Raw genomic sequence first — 16,571 nt, 5'->3', positions numbered from 1 at the left:
GTAATACAACTATAACGTCTTCTATAGATGGATATTCTTTAGCTACTCTTTTGATAAGACTTCACCCGCTTTCTCTAACTCCTCTTTCACTTCAAGATACTTCAGAAAAGCTTCATCACCTAGATATTGACTATCTTCATTTGATAACAGATTAACATCTTCTAAACCCTCTTGCCCTTCTTCAATAATTTTTTTCTTTCGATTATTAAAGAAGCTATTATAACCTGTTTGTTGTAATTCCACTCCATATATATTCTTATATAAGGTGTCTAAATTTTGACCATAAGTTTTGTAATAAATATTTGTTAATTCGTGATTAGAATCTAATTTATAGACATTACAATGAGGAATTTCTTGAATGATTACTGGTGAATGTGTAGCTATCAAACAGAAAGCTTTATTATTATCCACTAACTCTGAAACAGCTCGAATAAATGCTTTAACCATAGGTGGATGCATAAACGTTTCTGGCTCATCAAAAATTACCAAGCTTCCTTGATTAATACTTGAAACGAGCTTCGTAATATATAAAAGAATAGTTGCTTGCCCTGAACTTAGGTTGTCTATTTTTTCTAGATCTTCTTTTATTATATCTCTATCTAGAAAAGCACTTTTGATATCTTCTACCCAACTTTCAAATTCAAAGAATTTTAAACAATCCCCCCACATTTTTAATTTATCTTCAGAAGCAATCAAATCAAATAATAAATTCTGTATGTAGTAGGTAAAACTTTCCTTGATGCTTATTTTAGATGCAAATCCTTCTTTTAGTGTATTATCATCATCAAGATATTTCCTAGATTTTTCTTTTAGATACTGCTTAATTTCTATTGACACTGCTTTCTTAAGAACTTCTGGGATCGGAGGATGCTTTACGGAAACAAAACCTACTTTCTCATAGATAATGCCATCATCGGAATCTTTTTCTTTATCAGCAACCTCTATACTTGTGCCATCTCTATTAAAATGAATAATATTGTCAAAGGGGCTTAATGAAAAATGAAGTATCTGTGAGAACTTATTGTCTTCTTCTAAATGTTCCTGTATTATCTGATTGATTTTATGAGATTTTCCACTACCATTTCCACCAACCACTGCAAAAACATTCATTGGTAATTTTGAATTTCTATTTTTTTTGAAATTTAGCGCCCCTTTATCTATACCATCTTCTTTAAAACTATAATTTATAGATTTTACTCTATCATCTACCGCCTGTATTATATTTTTTCCATCCCCTGAATAATGCACCGTAGAATTAGAATATCCAAAAACAGTCAATGGGTAAAATATTTCCTTGATTTCTTTTAATGTGGTTGTTCTTAGAAATGAATTATATAAAAAATTATGAACATCACCATTAGGTGGGAGAAATGTCAGAGATTTACCGTGTGAATCTGAAACTTCTGAATATTTTTCTGCAATTGTATCTAATAAACTTATATTAGATGCAAGGTCTCTTGATCGAGTGAACCATTTCTGACGTTCTTTATAAGAAAGATATTTTTTTAAAAATTCATAGTACGTCACTTCACCCAAGGAACAAAAATCCTCATCAGGATATTCTCCTTCACCACTTTTTAAATAGTTCATAGAAAGATCATTTTTCGGATTAACTCGTAGCTCAAAAGTTTTCTCCCAAATCGTAAGATTTAAAACCAATTTATAACCATAATCATCCCAATCACTATTTTTTATAGACATCTGTTCCACAAAATCATCAAAACTTAAGGAAATAACTTTCTGCAAGGATTCCAAGTACTCCTCACTATGCTTTTCAACTCTTATAAAATGACATATAAAAAAGTCTTGTACAATAGTAAAGTAACTTTGTCCAATGTTTCTTTCAAATTCTGTTAACTTGTTATTTTTTGTAATTTCGATATTTCCAGTTTTAGGAATATCGGTCAACTCTGTAATAACAAAATAATTTTCTAAATCAGAATTCCAATTTATTGCTGACTCAGCAAACTTATTAATAATTAAAAAATTACTTTTTACATATTTTTTTTCTAATTCTTTTATATCATACTGGACTAATACTCCTTGTTTAGTAATTTTATAAAAACTACTTCTACTTTTTAACCAATCAATCTCCGAATACTCTCTTCTAATTCTTTCAATAATTTCGCTAACACTCATTTTTAAGAAATTCCTTTCATTTTGTTATCATTATATCAAAATAAAAATACAATGTCCTAGTTTTGTATGTAGTCGCTTTCATTGACTTCCTTTTTTGATATGCATATTAACACCTAGTGACAACTTACCCAAATCTATAATGAGAAATTAAAAAGACAGCAATGACTAGCCAAAAACCTTTCTTGGTTTGTAGAGATTGCCCCTTTTTTCTAGAATGGCTAGCAATGTATCTCCTTCAAAGGCAGCCAATTCTTGGTCCGTTTGGTCTAGCTCGATAAAACGACCAAAGCGCACTTCTGTAGCCTCTTCTGGAGTTAGGAAAACTTTGACAAGGTCCCCTGTACCAATCTCAAGAGGGTGGAGAAAGTCCAGTTGGCCAGCCTCCACTTTTGCAGCAATTTCATTCAAAGTCAAGGCATCTTCTAACTGTAAACCTGCAGCACTGGTACGTGTTAGGTGAGACATATGGGCCGCATAACCCAGCTTCTCTCCCAAGTCAACAGACAAGGTACGGATATAAGTCCCCTTACTGCATTTTACACGAAAACTGAAACGTGCGAGGTGATCCTCATAAGAAATCGGACTCGTCCTCTCAAATTGATAAATAGTCACCTGACGTTCTGGACGCTCCACTTCCTGACCAGCACGCGCATACTCATAGAGCTTGCGACCATTAACCTTGACAGCCGAGTACATAGGCGGAATCTGAGTAATAGGCCCAGTCAGACTCGCAATCGCTTCATCGACAATGGTTTCATCCAAGGGCGACAAAACAGGGGTCTCTGCGACCACTTCTCCACTGGCATCCTCAGTCGTCGTTGAATAACCAAGAGTGATTTCCCCCTCATAGACCTTGCCCTCGTCCTGCATAAACTCGACCATGCGGGTCGCCTTACCAACCGCAATCGGCAAAACACCCACCACATCTGGATCCAAGGTCCCACCATGACCAATTTTCTTGGTTCCCAAAATCCTACGCAGCTTAAAAACCGCATCATGCGAGGTCATCCCCGCTTCTTTTTTTAAGTTGATAATACCGTTCATGTGTTGCTTTCTAATTTCCCTTTCACTTCTATTCCTCATTGTTTAAATCAATTTTTTTAATATCATATAAATCCTCAGAGTAAAATGGTTTACCCGACTCAATTGGTAAAATATATTCAAAATTATCATCCTTTTCAAGTTGCTTATATTTTCCATTAACAACCAAAAAGTAGTCAGCATTTATGTTGTAATATCCATCTGGAAAGCTTGAAAAATCAATATCTCCTAGTTCCAATAGGTTGCTTTTGCTAAGTGTTAAATGCAAGCAAAGTGCTCCCTCCTTCATAAAGTCTTTAACAGAAAGAGTCGCATATCCTCTAAAAGCTTGTTTTTCTTTACTGAATGAATTTTGATTTTGAAGAACCTTTTCTTTTATTAAAGGAGTTATCCTATATGAATTTGATATTTTAAAACCAGGGCTAGCTAATGGCTGTTCTTTATCATCAATAACTACTAAATCATATCCTTTCTTTTGTATTGCACTTTCTACAGCTGATTTAAAATCATTCAGAACTGTCTGAGCTTCTTGGCTTGATGCAGAAAGCCTCAAGAATTCTTTAAAACCATAATTCTCATTAATGAAACTGACCTGTGTTAATTTTTGACGAATGTACTTAGCACCTACTTGAATCGTTATCCCATTATCCGATACATCAAAAATACTAATATCTGAAACGTTGCTTTCTATTTCTACGCTTTTAAGAGCAACATCATAATTCATTCCCATAGAAGAATAAAACTCTTTTAATTGTTGAACTTTAGCATTATTTCTAAAGTGGGTTTGAATTGTATTTCCTATAAGTGGAGAAAAAATCCCAATCAAAAATAGAATAAGTAACTTACGACTTAATTTTGGATTATAGTTTTCCTTTTGATAAATCCAATCTAAATACGGAAATAAAAATAATGAAAAAATGAAACTCCAAAGGTCAATATCTTTTATAAAGTCAAAGGAAACGATCATTTTAAATCTTAGCAAAAACATCAGAAAAATTGCTAAAAAAATATTTCCAAGCAATAGAAAAGCAATGATGCGTTTCGATTCATTTTTTGCTTTTCGCACATAAGATATCCCCACCAGAAGATTAGCCAAAAAACTAATTCCATAACCGAATATAGTTGGAATAAATCCAAAAATAGCAAAGAATAAATTATATCTTGAGTCAGTATCGCCTACGCCTTCAATATTTAAAAGACCATATAGGAGATTAAGAAAAAATACAACTAATGGTAAATAAGCAATATAAACTTCCGAGAATTTCAAAGATTTTTTCATAGTAACTCCTGTTTTTAAAGTAACCTCACTCGCCCTTCAACGCTTCAAACTTCGCTTTCATGGTTGGATTTTTACGAGTCAATTTTTTGACCGAAACATCTTCAAGCTTGTTGTTAGCTAAGCGGAGTTGGTTTTCGGATGTTGTTAGGAATTTCTTAACCTCTTCCATACGCTTGATGGCTTTATCGATTTCATCGATGGCTTTACCAAAGTTGGTTGAAGCAGAGTTGTAGTTTTTGGCAAAAGCTACTTTGAAGGCATCCAAATCTTCCTCAAAATGCGTAATATCAATATTTTGCTCCCGGACTAAGGCCAACTCTTGCTTGTATTTCAAAGAATTAAGAGCCGCATTTCGCAGGAGACCAATCAACTGGATAAAGAACTGGGGACGAATCACATACATCTTTTCATACTCATGACTGACATCCACAATCCCTGTATTAAAGTAGTCGTTATCGGCCTCAAGCATGGTCACCAAAACGGCATACTCACAGCTCTTCTCCCGACGGTCCTTGTCCAATTCCTTGTAAAAATCCGCATTCTTGTGCTTCTTCTCTGTTCCGTCCGCTTCATTTTTCATCTCAAACATGATGGAAATGAATTCTAGACCATTTTCATCAAAATCACGGAAGATAAAGTCCCCCTTAGACCCACGTGCAGAGAGCTTGTTATCCTTCTCAAAATAGGCATTTGGAAAGGCGAAACTACGTACCTTGTTAAACTCACTCTCTGCATACTGTTCAAGACTTTCTCCAATGGATTTTGTAGATTGTTGAGCCTTGAAATTCTTGTAGAATTCGACCTGTTCACTGGCAGCCTTAAGCTGGGCTTCGTAATTTTGCTTAACAGAAGCCAAAGACAGCTCATTTTCCTTTTCTTGCAAGAGGAGCTGGTTTTTGACCTGATCACGCTCTCTTTCTAAATCAGAAAGGGTCTTTTGCAGTTGATTTTCATGCTCCAAACGCAAGGTGGCCAATTGGTTTTCCAAGGCCTGTAGTTCCTTGTCCTTTGCCAATAAAGCCTGATGACTTGTCTGTTCAACTTCTTTCTTGGCCAACTCTTTCTCTGTATCAAAGTTTTGGATTTGACTCTGCAGTTGCGCAATTTCTTGGTCTTTTTGAGCCAGTTTAGTCTGTTGCTCATTCATGGCCTTTTGCTCAGCCAAGGCCAGCTCCTGCTTCATGCGATCGTGTAATTCCTTATCAAACTCGGCAGTTCTCACTTGGGATAAGAGTTCGGCATACTGACTTTCATTTACTGTAAAGACTTCCCCACAGTTGGGACATTTGATTTCGTTCATAACTTTCCTCTTTCTAGACTTCTGTAACCATTATATCATGCCTGAGGAAAAATCAAAAACAGCGAGTCGAAACCCACTGTTTATATCTGTTACTTTAAATTTTTTCCAAGGCCAAGCGCAAATCTTCAATCAAATCCTCTACATTTTCAAGACCGATCGACAAGCGGATTTGGTTTGGTGTGACACCTGCTGCTTCTAGATCTTTTTCTGACAACTGACCGTGAGTGGTTGTCGCTGGATGAACAACAAGCGATTTGGCATCTGCCACGTTTGCAAGGTCAGAGAAGATTTCCAAATTATCAATTACCTTGCGAGCTTCTGTTTCTCCACCTTTGACATGGAAGGTAAAGATTGAACCCACACCTTTTGGCAAGTATTTCTCAGCCAAAGCATGATATGGACTGTCAGCAAGTTTTGGATAATTAACCTTCTCTACCTTAGGATGGTTGACAAGGAAATCAACAATTTTCTCTGCATTTTGCACATGGCGTTCGACACGAAGAGAGAGAGTTTCAAGCCCTTGGAGCAAGAGAAAGGCATTAAATGGCGACAAGGCAGCACCTGTATCACGGAGCAATTGAACACGAACAGCGATAATAAAGGCTGCAGCACCCACATCACGAGTATAGCTCAAGTTGTGGTAACTTGGGTCTTCCTCAACAAATTGAGGGAACTTCCCTGAAGCCTCCCAGTCAAAACGACCACTGTCGACAATCACTCCACCAATAGTCGTACCATGCCCACCGATAAACTTAGTTGCTGAGTGAATGGAAATATCTACACCGTGAGAGAAGACGTTAATCAAATATGGTGTGGCAAAAGTGTTGTCTGAAATGAGAGGAATATTGTGCTTATGCGCAATCTCAGCCAATTTTTCTAAGTCAGGAATGTTAATCAAGGGATTCCCCAAGGTTTCAATCAAGACAAGTTTGGTATTGTCATTGATAGCTGCTTCTACTTCCTCCAAATTATCCACATCGACAAAGGTTGTTGTGATCCCATAACGAGGAAGGGTTTCTTTCAAGAGGTTGAAGGTCCCACCGTAAATAGTTGACGCAGCCACCACATGGTCACCTGCGTGAGCAAGCGCCAAAATAGTGTAGGTTACAGCAGCCATACCTGATGCTGTCGCTAGCGCTCCAACACCACCTTCAAGAGCAGCGATTCTTTCCTCAAAGGCTGCTGTTGTAGGGTTGGTAATACGAGTATAGATATTGCCTGGTTTTCTCAAGGCAAACAAATCGGCACCTTCTTGCGTGTCATCAAAAACGAAGGATGTTGTTTGATAAATCGGTACTGCACGAGACTTGGTCGCTGGATCAACTACTTGCCCAGCATGTAATTGTAGAGTTTCAAATTTAAAATCACGAGTCATATGACGACCTCCAAATAGCTTCATTAGGGATATTGTATCATCTTAGGCTAGCCTTTTCCAATACCGTTTTTCTATATTTTGATATAAGGAATAACTATGGCTAGTCTTACACATCAAACAAAAAAGCACGATATAACTCGTGCCCGTTTTTTAATCTACATAAGTATCTTCGTTTTTATTGAGGAAGGCGTATGGCAAGCCCATCAAGAGACCTCCTCCGATAAAGTTCCCGACAAAGGTTACACCCCAGTGACGAAGAATATTAGGTATGTCAAAGTTAGCAATTGAATCAGCAGCAACACTAAACTTAACAATCGCAAAAGAAGCAAAGTTCGCAGCAATGTGTTCGTTTGTTAAGAATACAAACATGTAAATTGCTGACAAAACAAGCCAAAGTTTGGCGCCACCGTCTTTCACCAAAACAAATGAAAGAATGGCAATGTTTACAAAGATATTGGCTAAAATACCTTCAAGTAAGACTAGCTCATTGGAACGACCTAACTTCATCTCTACACCCCCTGAAATGAAGCTATCATGTGTTAGATTTGCATAGGCTGCTGAGTGGGCAAAGCCCCAACCTGCTATCAAAGCTCCGATAAGGTTGAACAAGGTACAGTAAAGTAAAATCTCAGCTGTTTTTCTCCAAGAGATTTTTTTCAAGAAACTACCAGCTGTCAAAAACATCATATTCGAAGTTACCAGCTCAGCATTCAAGAAAACAATGTAGGCCAATCCCCAAGCAAAAACAAATGGGAAGAGGAAACGTCCACTACCTGGAGCAATTTTATTTATCAAGTCAGCCCCAACCGCACCCGCAGCCGTACTAAATGTTAAAAAGGCACCTGCAAACATGGAACGAATCGCATACTTAAACTTACTTTGGCTATAAAGACTCTCTTTCTTCTTACAAGCAAATTCAATCTTTGAAATAAATTCTGAAGAGACCATAAAAAACTCCTAAACTTTTATTTGTGATAATTATAACATAATTCTTGTTTTCTAGAAAGCGTTTTCCGTAAATTTCTAAAATATTTATCTTAAAAATCTATATCGTAAGGCTTACAAACCTTTTTCATATGAACTATTTTGATTCTATTTGTTCATATAAAAAACCAGTGAAATAGCACTTCACTGGTTCATTCATAATTAATATCGTTGTCTATACGGTTGATTAAAGGCCTTCAAAATATCCTCAGAAGTCTCAGAATAAGCCTTTGAGTCTTTGAAGATTCCTTTGACGATTATACGCTCGGTCTCATTATAATCAACACAAGTAACCAAAGTAATCTCCTGCACACCAATACGATCATCGATTTCGTCTACACGGTCTGGTGTAACACGTTTTACTTCTGTAATCTCATAAGTATAAACTTTATCCTTATCCGTCAGATAAATTTTCATACCCGCTTTGGCATTGACCAAAGGTGAGAAGAGCATTTGACTGGCATTTTCAGCAGTAAAGATATGGTGACTTGCTAGAGAATAGTTCCCTTCTCCCATTTTTTGATCTGGTTTCATGGTCCCTGCTCCGTAGAACAGGTTTACATTGTCCAAACCTTTAAAAATCGGTAAGTTTATCTCCACTTCGGGAATAGCAATACCTCCAATAACGGGAAGTTTCTGAGCATCCCATTGTGAAGCCAATACAGCTTCGGATGAAATAGACTTAACAGAGTCAAAATCAAAATTCCCTTCGGTTTTTAGATTTTCATCTATATTTTCCTTAGTGACTTGATTGACTTGGTATTTATTGGTATTCCAGACCAAAAAGATATCGCGAATCTTTGAATTAAAAATTAAAGCTAGCGATAAAAGAATTAAGAAACCTGCTAAAATATTAATAAATAGATTTCTGCGCTTATTCTTCTTATTTTTCGTTTTTTTATGAGACATTATACTTCACCTTCTGTTTCAATTTCAGTCCCAACTTCTTCTTTTTCTGCCGCAGCAACCGTTGTAAAGGTCACAATCTTAGCATCCTGATCTAGACGCATCACCTTAACTCCCATAGTTGAGCGTCCAGTTTGTGAAATATTGGCAACGTTAGTACGGATCATGATACCTGTATCTGTGATAATCATCAGGTCTTCATCTCCCTTAACAGTGAGGAGACCTGCCAGAGGACCATTCTTCTCAGCAACATTGGCAGTTTTCATCCCTTTACCACCACGGCCTTTAGTAGGATATTCAGTAGCTAGTGTACGTTTACCATATCCTTTTTCAGTGATGATAAGAACTTCGTCTTGGTTTGTAATCACGCTAGCACCAACTACTGTGTCACCCTCACGAAGATTGACTCCTCGGACACCTGTCGCGATACGGCTCATGCCACGAACAGCTGATTGATTAAAGCGAACGGCATAACCAAACTTGGTACCTATGATAATATCCATATCTTCTTCTGTCAGCAAGACATTAATCAATTCGTCTTCATCCTTAAGATTCAAAGCTTTAAGTCCATTTTGACGAATATTAGCGAACTCTTTGACACTGGTTCTCTTCACGACACCATGACGAGTTGTAAAGAAGAGATAAGCGTCATCACTACGTTCAGACTCAACGTTGATGATGGTCTGAATACTCTCACCTTCGTCCAACTTCAATAGATTGACAACTGGCAAGCCCTTAGCAGTACGACCGTATTCAGGGATTTCATAACCTTTTAGTCGGTATACGCGTCCTTTATTGGTAAAGAAGAGCAGATGATCATGGGTGCTGGTTGAAACCAACTCACGCACAAAGTCATCATCCTTAACTCCCGTACCTTGAACTCCACGGCCACCACGTTTTTGAGCAGTGAATTCACCTTGGTCCAAACGTTTGATATAGCCCTTATTAGAAAGGGTAATCAAGACATCCGTTTCTTCAATCAAATCTTCATCTTCAAGAGTTAAGACTTCTCCGACCATCAACTCCGTACGACGCTTGTCACCAAACTTGCGTTTGACTTCGTCCAATTCCTCTTTGATAATTTGCGCCACGCGTTCAGGTTTGGCAAGAATATCAGCCAAATCTGCAATCAAGGCAATCAACTCATCATATTCAGACTGAATCTTATCACGTTCCAATCCTGTCAAACGACGAAGACGCATATCAAGGATGGCTTGACTTTGACGTTCAGAAAGCTTGAACTTGCTCATCAACTCAGCTTGCGCTTCCGCATCTGTTTCACTGGCACGAATGATACGAATCACTTCATCGATATGGTCAAGTGCAATTAAAAGACCTTCTAAGATGTGCGCACGCGCTTCGGCTTTTTCCTTGTCAAAACGAGTACGGCGAACAACCACTTCTTTTTGGTGTTCGATATAAGCATCCAAAATTTGACGAAGGGACAAGATTTTTGGCACACCATTTTGAATCGCCAACATGTTGAAACCAAAATTGGTTTGCATCTGGGTCATCTTGAAGAGGTTGTTAAGGATAACGTTGGCAGACGCGTCGCGTTTAACCTCGATTACAAAGCGGACGCCTTCACGGTTGGACTCATCACGTACGGCTGTAATGCCCTCAATTCGTTTTTCCTGAACCAAGCGAACAATATGCTCATGTACCTTGGTTTTATTAACCATATAAGGGAATTCCGTTACAACGATACGCTCACGACCCGTCTTAGTGGTTTCAATCTCTGTACGAGAACGAAGGACAATGGAACCTTTACCAGTCTCATAAGCCTTATGAATACCTGATTTCCCCATAACAAGAGCACCAGTCGGAAAATCTGGACCAGGCAAGACTTCCATCAAGTCCTTAGTCGTCACTTCAGGATTATCCATAACCAACTTCACTGCATCAATGGTTTCACCCAAGTTGTGAGGTGGAATATTGGTTGCCATCCCAACAGCGATACCCGTTGCTCCATTGACCAAAAGGTTTGGAAAACGAGCAGGCAAAACCAAGGGTTCACGTTCGTTAGCATCGTAGTTATCTACGAAATCAACTGTGTTTTTATTGATGTCACGAAGCATTTCCAGAGCAATCTTGCTCATACGTGCCTCAGTGTACCGCTGCGCGGCAGCACCGTCCCCGTCCATAGAACCAAAGTTTCCATGCCCATCAACAAGCATGTAACGGTAGCTCCACCACTGGGCCATACGAACCATAGCTTCATAGATAGAGGAATCTCCGTGTGGGTGGTATTTACCCATAACATCCCCTGTAATACGGGCTGACTTTTTATGAGGTTTGTCTGGTGTAACACCTAGTTCATTCATTCCGTATAGAATACGACGGTGAACAGGTTTTAAGCCATCTCGAACATCAGGAAGGGCCCGCGCAACGATAACGCTCATGGCGTAGTCGATAAAGCTGGTCTTCATCTCCTTTGTCAGATTGACATTCACTAAATTTCTATCCTGCATTCATAAATGCCTCATTTCACTATTAGTAATTAGATATATTATACCATAATTTGTCCTTCATTTCAGTCTTTGAAAACCACTAAAACGTTTACATCGATGACCGAATAGAATATTCGTGACAAAGCTTTTCAAAAGTGATAGAATGAAATTGTCTGGGGATTCCCCTAAAAAAAATGAAGGAGATGTTTAGATAATGACTTCAACTAAACAACACAAAAAAGTGATCCTTGTTGGTGACGGTGCCGTAGGTTCATCTTACGCTTTCGCACTTGTTAACCAAGGAATTGCACAAGAGCTTGGAATTATCGAAATTCCACAATTACACGAAAAAGCTGTTGGTGATGCGCTTGACCTTAGCCACGCCCTTGCCTTCACTTCACCTAAAAAAATCTACGCTGCTCAATACTCTGACTGTGCAGACGCTGACCTTGTTGTTATTACTGCAGGTGCTCCTCAAAAACCAGGTGAAACTCGCCTTGACCTTGTAGGTAAAAACTTGGCTATCAACAAATCAATCGTAACACAAGTTGTTGAATCAGGTTTCGATGGTATCTTCCTTGTTGCAGCTAACCCAGTTGACGTTTTGACTTACTCAACTTGGAAATTCTCTGGATTCCCTAAAGAACGTGTTATCGGTTCAGGTACTTCACTTGACTCAGCACGTTTCCGTCAAGCACTTGCTGAAAAATTGGATGTTGATGCTCGTTCCGTTCACGCCTACATCATGGGTGAACACGGAGATTCTGAATTTGCGGTTTGGTCACATGCTAACATCGCTGGTGTAAACCTTGAGGAATTCCTTAAAGACACTCAAAACGTTCAAGAAGCTGAATTGATTGAATTGTTCGAAGGTGTTCGTGACGCTGCTTACACAATCATTAACAAAAAAGGAGCTACATACTACGGTATCGCAGTAGCACTTGCTCGTATCACAAAAGCAATCCTTGATGACGAAAATGCAGTACTTCCACTTTCAGTCTTCCAAGAAGGTCAATACGGTGTTAAAAACGTCTTTATCGGTCAACCAGCTGTTGTTGGTGCACACGGTATTGTTCGTCCAGTAAACATTCCATTGAACGACGCTGAAACTCAAAAAATGCAAGCATCTGCTAAAGAATTGCAAGCTATCATTGATGAAGCATGGAAAAACCCTGAATTCCAAGCAGCTTCTAAAAACTAATGAAAAGAAGGTTCTCAAACATGGGAACCTTTTTCTTTTTGCACAGAATCATAACTCAACTTTTCAAATAAACAAAAAAAGCCTATCGACCAAGCAATGAAGCTTGATACAATAGGCTTTTTGAAAATTCATTATTTAACAGCGTCTTTAAGAGCTTTACCAGCTTTGAATGCTGGTACTTTAGAAGCTGCGATTTTGATTTCTTTACCAGTTTGTGGGTTGCGACCTTTACGTGCAGCACGCTCACGAACTTCAAAGTTACCGAAACCGATCAATTGAACTTTTTCACCAGCTGCAAGGTATTCAGTTACTGCTGCAAATACAGCGTCAACTGCTGCTGCTGAATCTTTCTTAGTCAATTCTGTAGCTTCTGCTACTTTAGCGATCAAATCTTGTTTGTTTGCCATGTTAACAAATCCTCCAAATAATTTCTAATTAACAAATATAATCATATCCTAAAATCGGCTATAGGTCAAGTCAAAAACACTATTTTGACCATTTTTTCTCTATTTTTTTAGGAATTGTAGCGAATTAGAATCGCCCAAGCATTCTCTCCAGTATGAGTTTGAATAATAGAGCCAGTTTCCAATACAGAGATTGGCTTCTCAACATAAGGTTGCAATAATGCCCTCATCTCATTCGCCCATTCGTTCGTTCCAGCATAGGAAATTCCAATTTCTGCAACTGATTTTTGGGAAAGAGTATTGGTTAATTCCTCAAGCCACTTTTTGAACGTTTTCGCTCCACGTCCTTTGGCGATTGGTTGGAGTTCGTGGTTTTTCATCTGCATTACTACACGAATATTCAAGAGTGAGCTTAGTAATCCTGTCACACGTCCAATACGACCACCCTTAACTAAGTTTTCTAGCGTCGAAACACCGATATAGAGTTCTGTATGATTTTTGACGTCCTCTACATGAGCTAAGATCGTTTCTAAATCTTTACCTTCTTTAGCAAGTTTTGCGGCTTCAACAACTTGGAACTTCATCGCTTGATCTGTAAAGGAACTATCAATAACTGTTACATCAGCAGTTGAGAGACTTGCCCCTTGGCGAGCAGCTTCCACAGTTCCAGACAAGGCATGGGACATGTGAATGGCGATAATTTGACTGCCATCTTTACCTAGTTCTTCAAAGACCTCAGCAAACACTCCTACAGGGGGCTGGCTTGTTTTAGGCAGATTCTTACTTTGTTGCATAAGATGAAGGAATTCTCCCTCTTTCAAATCTGCATCCGAATAAAGCACACTATCAATCATAACTGATAGAGGAACAACGGTGATATTTAATTCTTTAACTACTTCTGGTTCGATAGTAACAGAAGAGTCCGTTACAATTTTTACTTGTGTCATAATTCAATCTTTCTATTCTTCTCGATAGGATTGGGATTTTCTCCTTTATTATATCAAAAAAATGATAAAAAATCATAAGTGATCCGATGAAAAGAACTGAATTTTTGGTATAATCTATCTATAGAAAAGTGAGGAACAGCTATGATTCGAAAACTTCAACCGATTATTACCATTATTTTGGGAGCTGCTATCTATGCCTTCGGTCTTACCTACTTTGTTGTTCCTTATCATTTATTTGAGGGAGGGGCGACAGGTATTACCTTGATTACCTACTATCTTTTTAAGATTCCTGTCTCATTGATGAACCTCTTAATCAATATCCCTTTATTTATCCTGGCTTGGAAGATATTTGGACCTAAGACCCTCTACTCCAGTCTTTTAGGATCTATTTCACTTTCCGTTTGGCTAGCAATCTTTGAGCGCATTCCTTTGCACATCGACTTGCAAGGGGATCTCATCATTGTCGCTTTAGTCTCAGGAGTCTTACTAGGGGTTGGTTTAGGAATTATCTTTAATGCTGGTGGAACCACTGGTGGCTCTGATATCGTTGCCCGTATCCTCAACAAATACACCAATATTTCGATTGGGAAATTGCTTTTTGGGATTGACTTTTTTATCCTAATGTTGATTTTGATTATCTTCCAAGATCTTCGTCTAGTTACCTATACCCTCTTGTTTGACTTTATCATCGCTCGTGTTATCGACTTGATAGGCGAAGGAGGTTATGCTGGTAAAGGATTTATGATTATTACCCAATATCCTGATCAATTGGCCAAAGAGATTAACGATGAACTCGGACGTGGAGTTACCTTTATATCTGGTCAAGGCTACTACAGCAAAAAGGATTTAAAAATTATCTACTGTATCGTCGGTCGAAACGAAATCGTTAAAATGAAAGATATGATTCACAAAATTGATCCTCAAGCCTTTATCACCATCACTGAGGCTCATGAAATTCTGGGTGAAGGATTTACTTATGTGAAAGATTAAAAAAGCTGGGAATTCCCAGCTTTTATTCTTCTTCTGCGAGGGTTGAATGGCGGAACCCGTAAGTAAAGTAAATAACTAGACCAACTAGAAGAGCGATGCCAAAGGCAATCCAGGTATCTAGACTATATTGAAGCATAAAGGAAACACAGATAAGAATGGAAAGAATTGGCAAAAGTGGCACCAAGGGTGTTTTAAACTCTCCCTCTTTTGGCATACCCTTATCCTTTCTGAGTTTTATTATTCCGTAGGCTAGCAAAATCAGATAAGCTAGCGTACAGATATTTAAGAAGGCTGCAATACTGGCTAGAGGAAATACTCCTGCAGCAATGGCTGAAGCAACTCCTGTTAAGAGGGTTGCATTTTTAGGAACGCGACTAGTCTTGCTTAATTGTTTGAAACTTTGAGGTAAAAGTCCATCACGTGCTAAGCTATAAATCATCCGAGACAAAGCGTAAGTCATGGAGATACATACGGTTATCAGGGTTAGAATGGCTACAAGCGAAACATAATTTGCTGCCCAGCCGATACCAATACTCCGTAATGAAAATGCTACTGCATCGTCCACATTGAGCTTACTGTAGTGAACAATCCCTGTCAATACTAAGGTTACCAAAGCATAGAGAATGGTGACGATTGTCAGAGAAAGTACGATTCCGCGAGGAATATTTTTTTGAGGACTTTGAATTTCATCAACTGCCATGGAAATAGACTCAAATCCGAGAAAACCAAAGAACATCAAAGATGCACCAGCCATAATCCCAGTACTTCCACCATATAGTTGACCAAAGCCAAATGGAGCAAAATTCGCCCAATTTTCTGGCTTGATGTACCAAATACCAACTAGGATAAATAAGGCAAGAGCTGAGAATTTCAAGACCACTAAAAGCGAATTAAATCTCAAAGCTGCCTTGGAATTTAATAAAACCAATCCCGTTACCAATGTTAGTACTAAAATAGGCAGAAGATCGATATAGGTACCTTGTTCAGGGTTAAAGGTTCCATTCAAGGCTTGCGGCATGGAGATACCATAATTACTGAGCAATCCCTTAAAGTAAGCAGCCCAGCCAGACGCTACACCTGAAACAGCTGTCATGAATTCCATGATGGTCAACCAACCGGCAATCCAGGCTGGCAATTCTCCTAGAATCGCATAGAGGTAACTATAAGCACCACCAGTTGCAGGCACACGAGAGGCAAATTCTGCGAAAAAGAGAGCTGAAAGAGAAACACACAGGGCAGAAATCACAATGGAAATCACTAGTGATGGACCAGCTAAGGTAGCCGCTGCTGTTCCTGTAATGGTGAAAATCCCCGTCCCCACCATAGCACCAATTCCTAAAAGAATCAAATCCCACAATTTCAAATGGCGATGCATCTCTGTCTGTCTCAGACTAATATCCTTGGTTCTAAAAATATTCATTCTTCATCTCCACTAAATGTAATTGTTTTATTTTACCATATAAAAGCAGTTTTGTGAATATTTATTAGGTTCTTTTTTAAAAAAATTCTGAACAGAAAGGATTCCTGTTCAGAATTTGCATTTTTACCCAGTAAT

General features: G+C 38.4%; 13 protein-coding genes. 2 read left to right on the top strand and 11 right to left on the bottom strand.

What is annotated here, in order from left to right:
- Positions 1-42 precede the first annotated feature (42 nt).
- The 8 genes from O3655_RS00750 to gyrA all read right to left on the bottom strand — a co-directional run bounded on the left by O3655_RS00750 (position 43) and on the right by gyrA (position 11,495).
- The gene (locus O3655_RS00750; RefSeq protein WP_371641096.1) at positions 43-2,139 is read right to left on the bottom strand and encodes an AAA family ATPase; all 2,097 of its coding nucleotides are present in this window, start codon (positions 2,137-2,139) and stop codon (positions 43-45) included.
- Between the two features lie 165 nt (positions 2,140-2,304).
- Entirely contained in the window at positions 2,305-3,183 is an 879-nt protein-coding gene (truB, locus tag O3655_RS00745; RefSeq protein ID WP_308696975.1) for a tRNA pseudouridine(55) synthase TruB, read from the bottom strand.
- 28 nt (positions 3,184-3,211) lie between these two features.
- Positions 3,212-4,459 carry a glutamyl-tRNA amidotransferase gene (locus O3655_RS00740; RefSeq protein WP_308696974.1) on the bottom strand — a complete coding sequence of 416 codons (1,248 nt, stop codon included), beginning with the start codon at positions 4,457-4,459 and terminating at the stop codon, positions 3,212-3,214.
- 25 nt (positions 4,460-4,484) lie between these two features.
- Complete coding sequence (locus O3655_RS00735; RefSeq protein ID WP_371641095.1) at positions 4,485-5,759, bottom strand: DUF2130 domain-containing protein; 1,275 nt, start codon at positions 5,757-5,759, stop codon at positions 4,485-4,487.
- 94 nt (positions 5,760-5,853) lie between these two features.
- Positions 5,854-7,134 (bottom strand): O-acetylhomoserine aminocarboxypropyltransferase/cysteine synthase family protein, encoded by a 1,281-nt coding sequence (locus O3655_RS00730; protein ID WP_049484188.1) that lies wholly within the window; start codon positions 7,132-7,134, stop codon positions 5,854-5,856.
- A 150-nt stretch (positions 7,135-7,284) separates the two neighbouring features.
- Positions 7,285-8,082: a formate/nitrite transporter family protein gene (locus O3655_RS00725; protein WP_371641094.1), complete on the bottom strand. Its 798-nt coding sequence runs from the start codon at positions 8,080-8,082 to the stop codon at positions 7,285-7,287.
- 198 nt (positions 8,083-8,280) lie between these two features.
- Complete coding sequence (locus tag O3655_RS00720; protein ID WP_000018506.1) at positions 8,281-9,027, bottom strand: class A sortase; 747 nt, start codon at positions 9,025-9,027, stop codon at positions 8,281-8,283.
- Positions 9,027-11,495: a DNA gyrase subunit A gene (gene gyrA / locus O3655_RS00715; RefSeq protein ID WP_049484189.1), complete on the bottom strand. Its 2,469-nt coding sequence runs from the start codon at positions 11,493-11,495 to the stop codon at positions 9,027-9,029. Before gyrA ends, O3655_RS00720 begins: the two co-directional genes overlap by 1 nt.
- A 193-nt stretch (positions 11,496-11,688) precedes the next feature.
- On the opposite strand from gyrA, the gene O3655_RS00710 reads away from it, so the two are divergent.
- Positions 11,689-12,675 carry an L-lactate dehydrogenase gene (locus O3655_RS00710; protein WP_000204722.1) on the top strand — a complete coding sequence of 329 codons (987 nt, stop codon included), beginning with the start codon at positions 11,689-11,691 and terminating at the stop codon, positions 12,673-12,675.
- A 131-nt stretch (positions 12,676-12,806) separates the two neighbouring features.
- Here O3655_RS00710 and O3655_RS00705 read toward each other — a convergent pair whose 3' ends face one another.
- Both O3655_RS00705 and O3655_RS00700 read right to left on the bottom strand, forming a co-directional pair.
- Positions 12,807-13,082 (bottom strand): HU family DNA-binding protein, encoded by a 276-nt coding sequence (locus tag O3655_RS00705; protein ID WP_001284636.1) that lies wholly within the window; start codon positions 13,080-13,082, stop codon positions 12,807-12,809.
- 107 nt (positions 13,083-13,189) lie between these two features.
- Positions 13,190-14,026 carry a DegV family protein gene (locus O3655_RS00700; protein ID WP_000195457.1) on the bottom strand — a complete coding sequence of 279 codons (837 nt, stop codon included), beginning with the start codon at positions 14,024-14,026 and terminating at the stop codon, positions 13,190-13,192.
- Positions 14,027-14,167: 141 nt separating this feature from the next.
- Here O3655_RS00700 and O3655_RS00695 point away from each other — a divergent pair, with 141 nt between their 5' ends.
- On the top strand, positions 14,168-15,016 hold the full coding sequence (locus O3655_RS00695; RefSeq protein ID WP_000619787.1) for a YitT family protein: 849 nt from the start codon (positions 14,168-14,170) through the stop codon (positions 15,014-15,016).
- A 22-nt stretch (positions 15,017-15,038) separates the two neighbouring features.
- Here O3655_RS00695 and O3655_RS00690 read toward each other — a convergent pair whose 3' ends face one another.
- Entirely contained in the window at positions 15,039-16,436 is a 1,398-nt protein-coding gene (locus O3655_RS00690; RefSeq protein ID WP_308696971.1) for an amino acid permease, read from the bottom strand.
- Positions 16,437-16,571 lie beyond the last annotated feature (135 nt).

Origin of the sequence: Streptococcus sp. 27098_8_70 (assembly GCF_041432215.1) — a bacterium.
Lineage (GTDB): Bacteria > Bacillota > Bacilli > Lactobacillales > Streptococcaceae > Streptococcus > Streptococcus oralis_CP.
The sequence above is the reverse complement of the archived record's forward strand: the minus strand, read 5'-3'. Positions and strand labels throughout refer to the sequence as shown.

Excerpts from the sequence above, each read along its gene's own strand:
- O3655_RS00700 (WP_000195457.1), bottom strand. The coding sequence starts at position 14,026 with ATGACACAAGTAAAAATTGTAACGGACTCTTCTGTTACTATCGAACCA.
- O3655_RS00705 (WP_001284636.1), bottom strand. The coding sequence starts at position 13,082 with ATGGCAAACAAACAAGATTTGATCGCTAAAGTAGCAGAAGCTACAGAA.
- truB (WP_308696975.1), bottom strand. The coding sequence starts at position 3,183 with ATGAACGGTATTATCAACTTAAAAAAAGAAGCGGGGATGACCTCGCAT.
- O3655_RS00695 (WP_000619787.1), top strand. The coding sequence starts at position 14,168 with ATGATTCGAAAACTTCAACCGATTATTACCATTATTTTGGGAGCTGCT.
- O3655_RS00750 (WP_371641096.1), bottom strand. The coding sequence starts at position 2,139 with ATGAGTGTTAGCGAAATTATTGAAAGAATTAGAAGAGAGTATTCGGAG.
- O3655_RS00730 (WP_049484188.1), bottom strand. The coding sequence starts at position 7,134 with ATGACTCGTGATTTTAAATTTGAAACTCTACAATTACATGCTGGGCAA.
- gyrA (WP_049484189.1), bottom strand. The coding sequence starts at position 11,495 with ATGCAGGATAGAAATTTAGTGAATGTCAATCTGACAAAGGAGATGAAG.
- O3655_RS00710 (WP_000204722.1), top strand. The coding sequence starts at position 11,689 with ATGACTTCAACTAAACAACACAAAAAAGTGATCCTTGTTGGTGACGGT.
- O3655_RS00735 (WP_371641095.1), bottom strand. The coding sequence starts at position 5,759 with ATGAACGAAATCAAATGTCCCAACTGTGGGGAAGTCTTTACAGTAAAT.
- O3655_RS00725 (WP_371641094.1), bottom strand. The coding sequence starts at position 8,082 with ATGGTCTCTTCAGAATTTATTTCAAAGATTGAATTTGCTTGTAAGAAG.
- O3655_RS00740 (WP_308696974.1), bottom strand. The coding sequence starts at position 4,459 with ATGAAAAAATCTTTGAAATTCTCGGAAGTTTATATTGCTTATTTACCA.
- O3655_RS00690 (WP_308696971.1), bottom strand. The coding sequence starts at position 16,436 with ATGAATATTTTTAGAACCAAGGATATTAGTCTGAGACAGACAGAGATG.
- O3655_RS00720 (WP_000018506.1), bottom strand. The coding sequence starts at position 9,027 with ATGTCTCATAAAAAAACGAAAAATAAGAAGAATAAGCGCAGAAATCTA.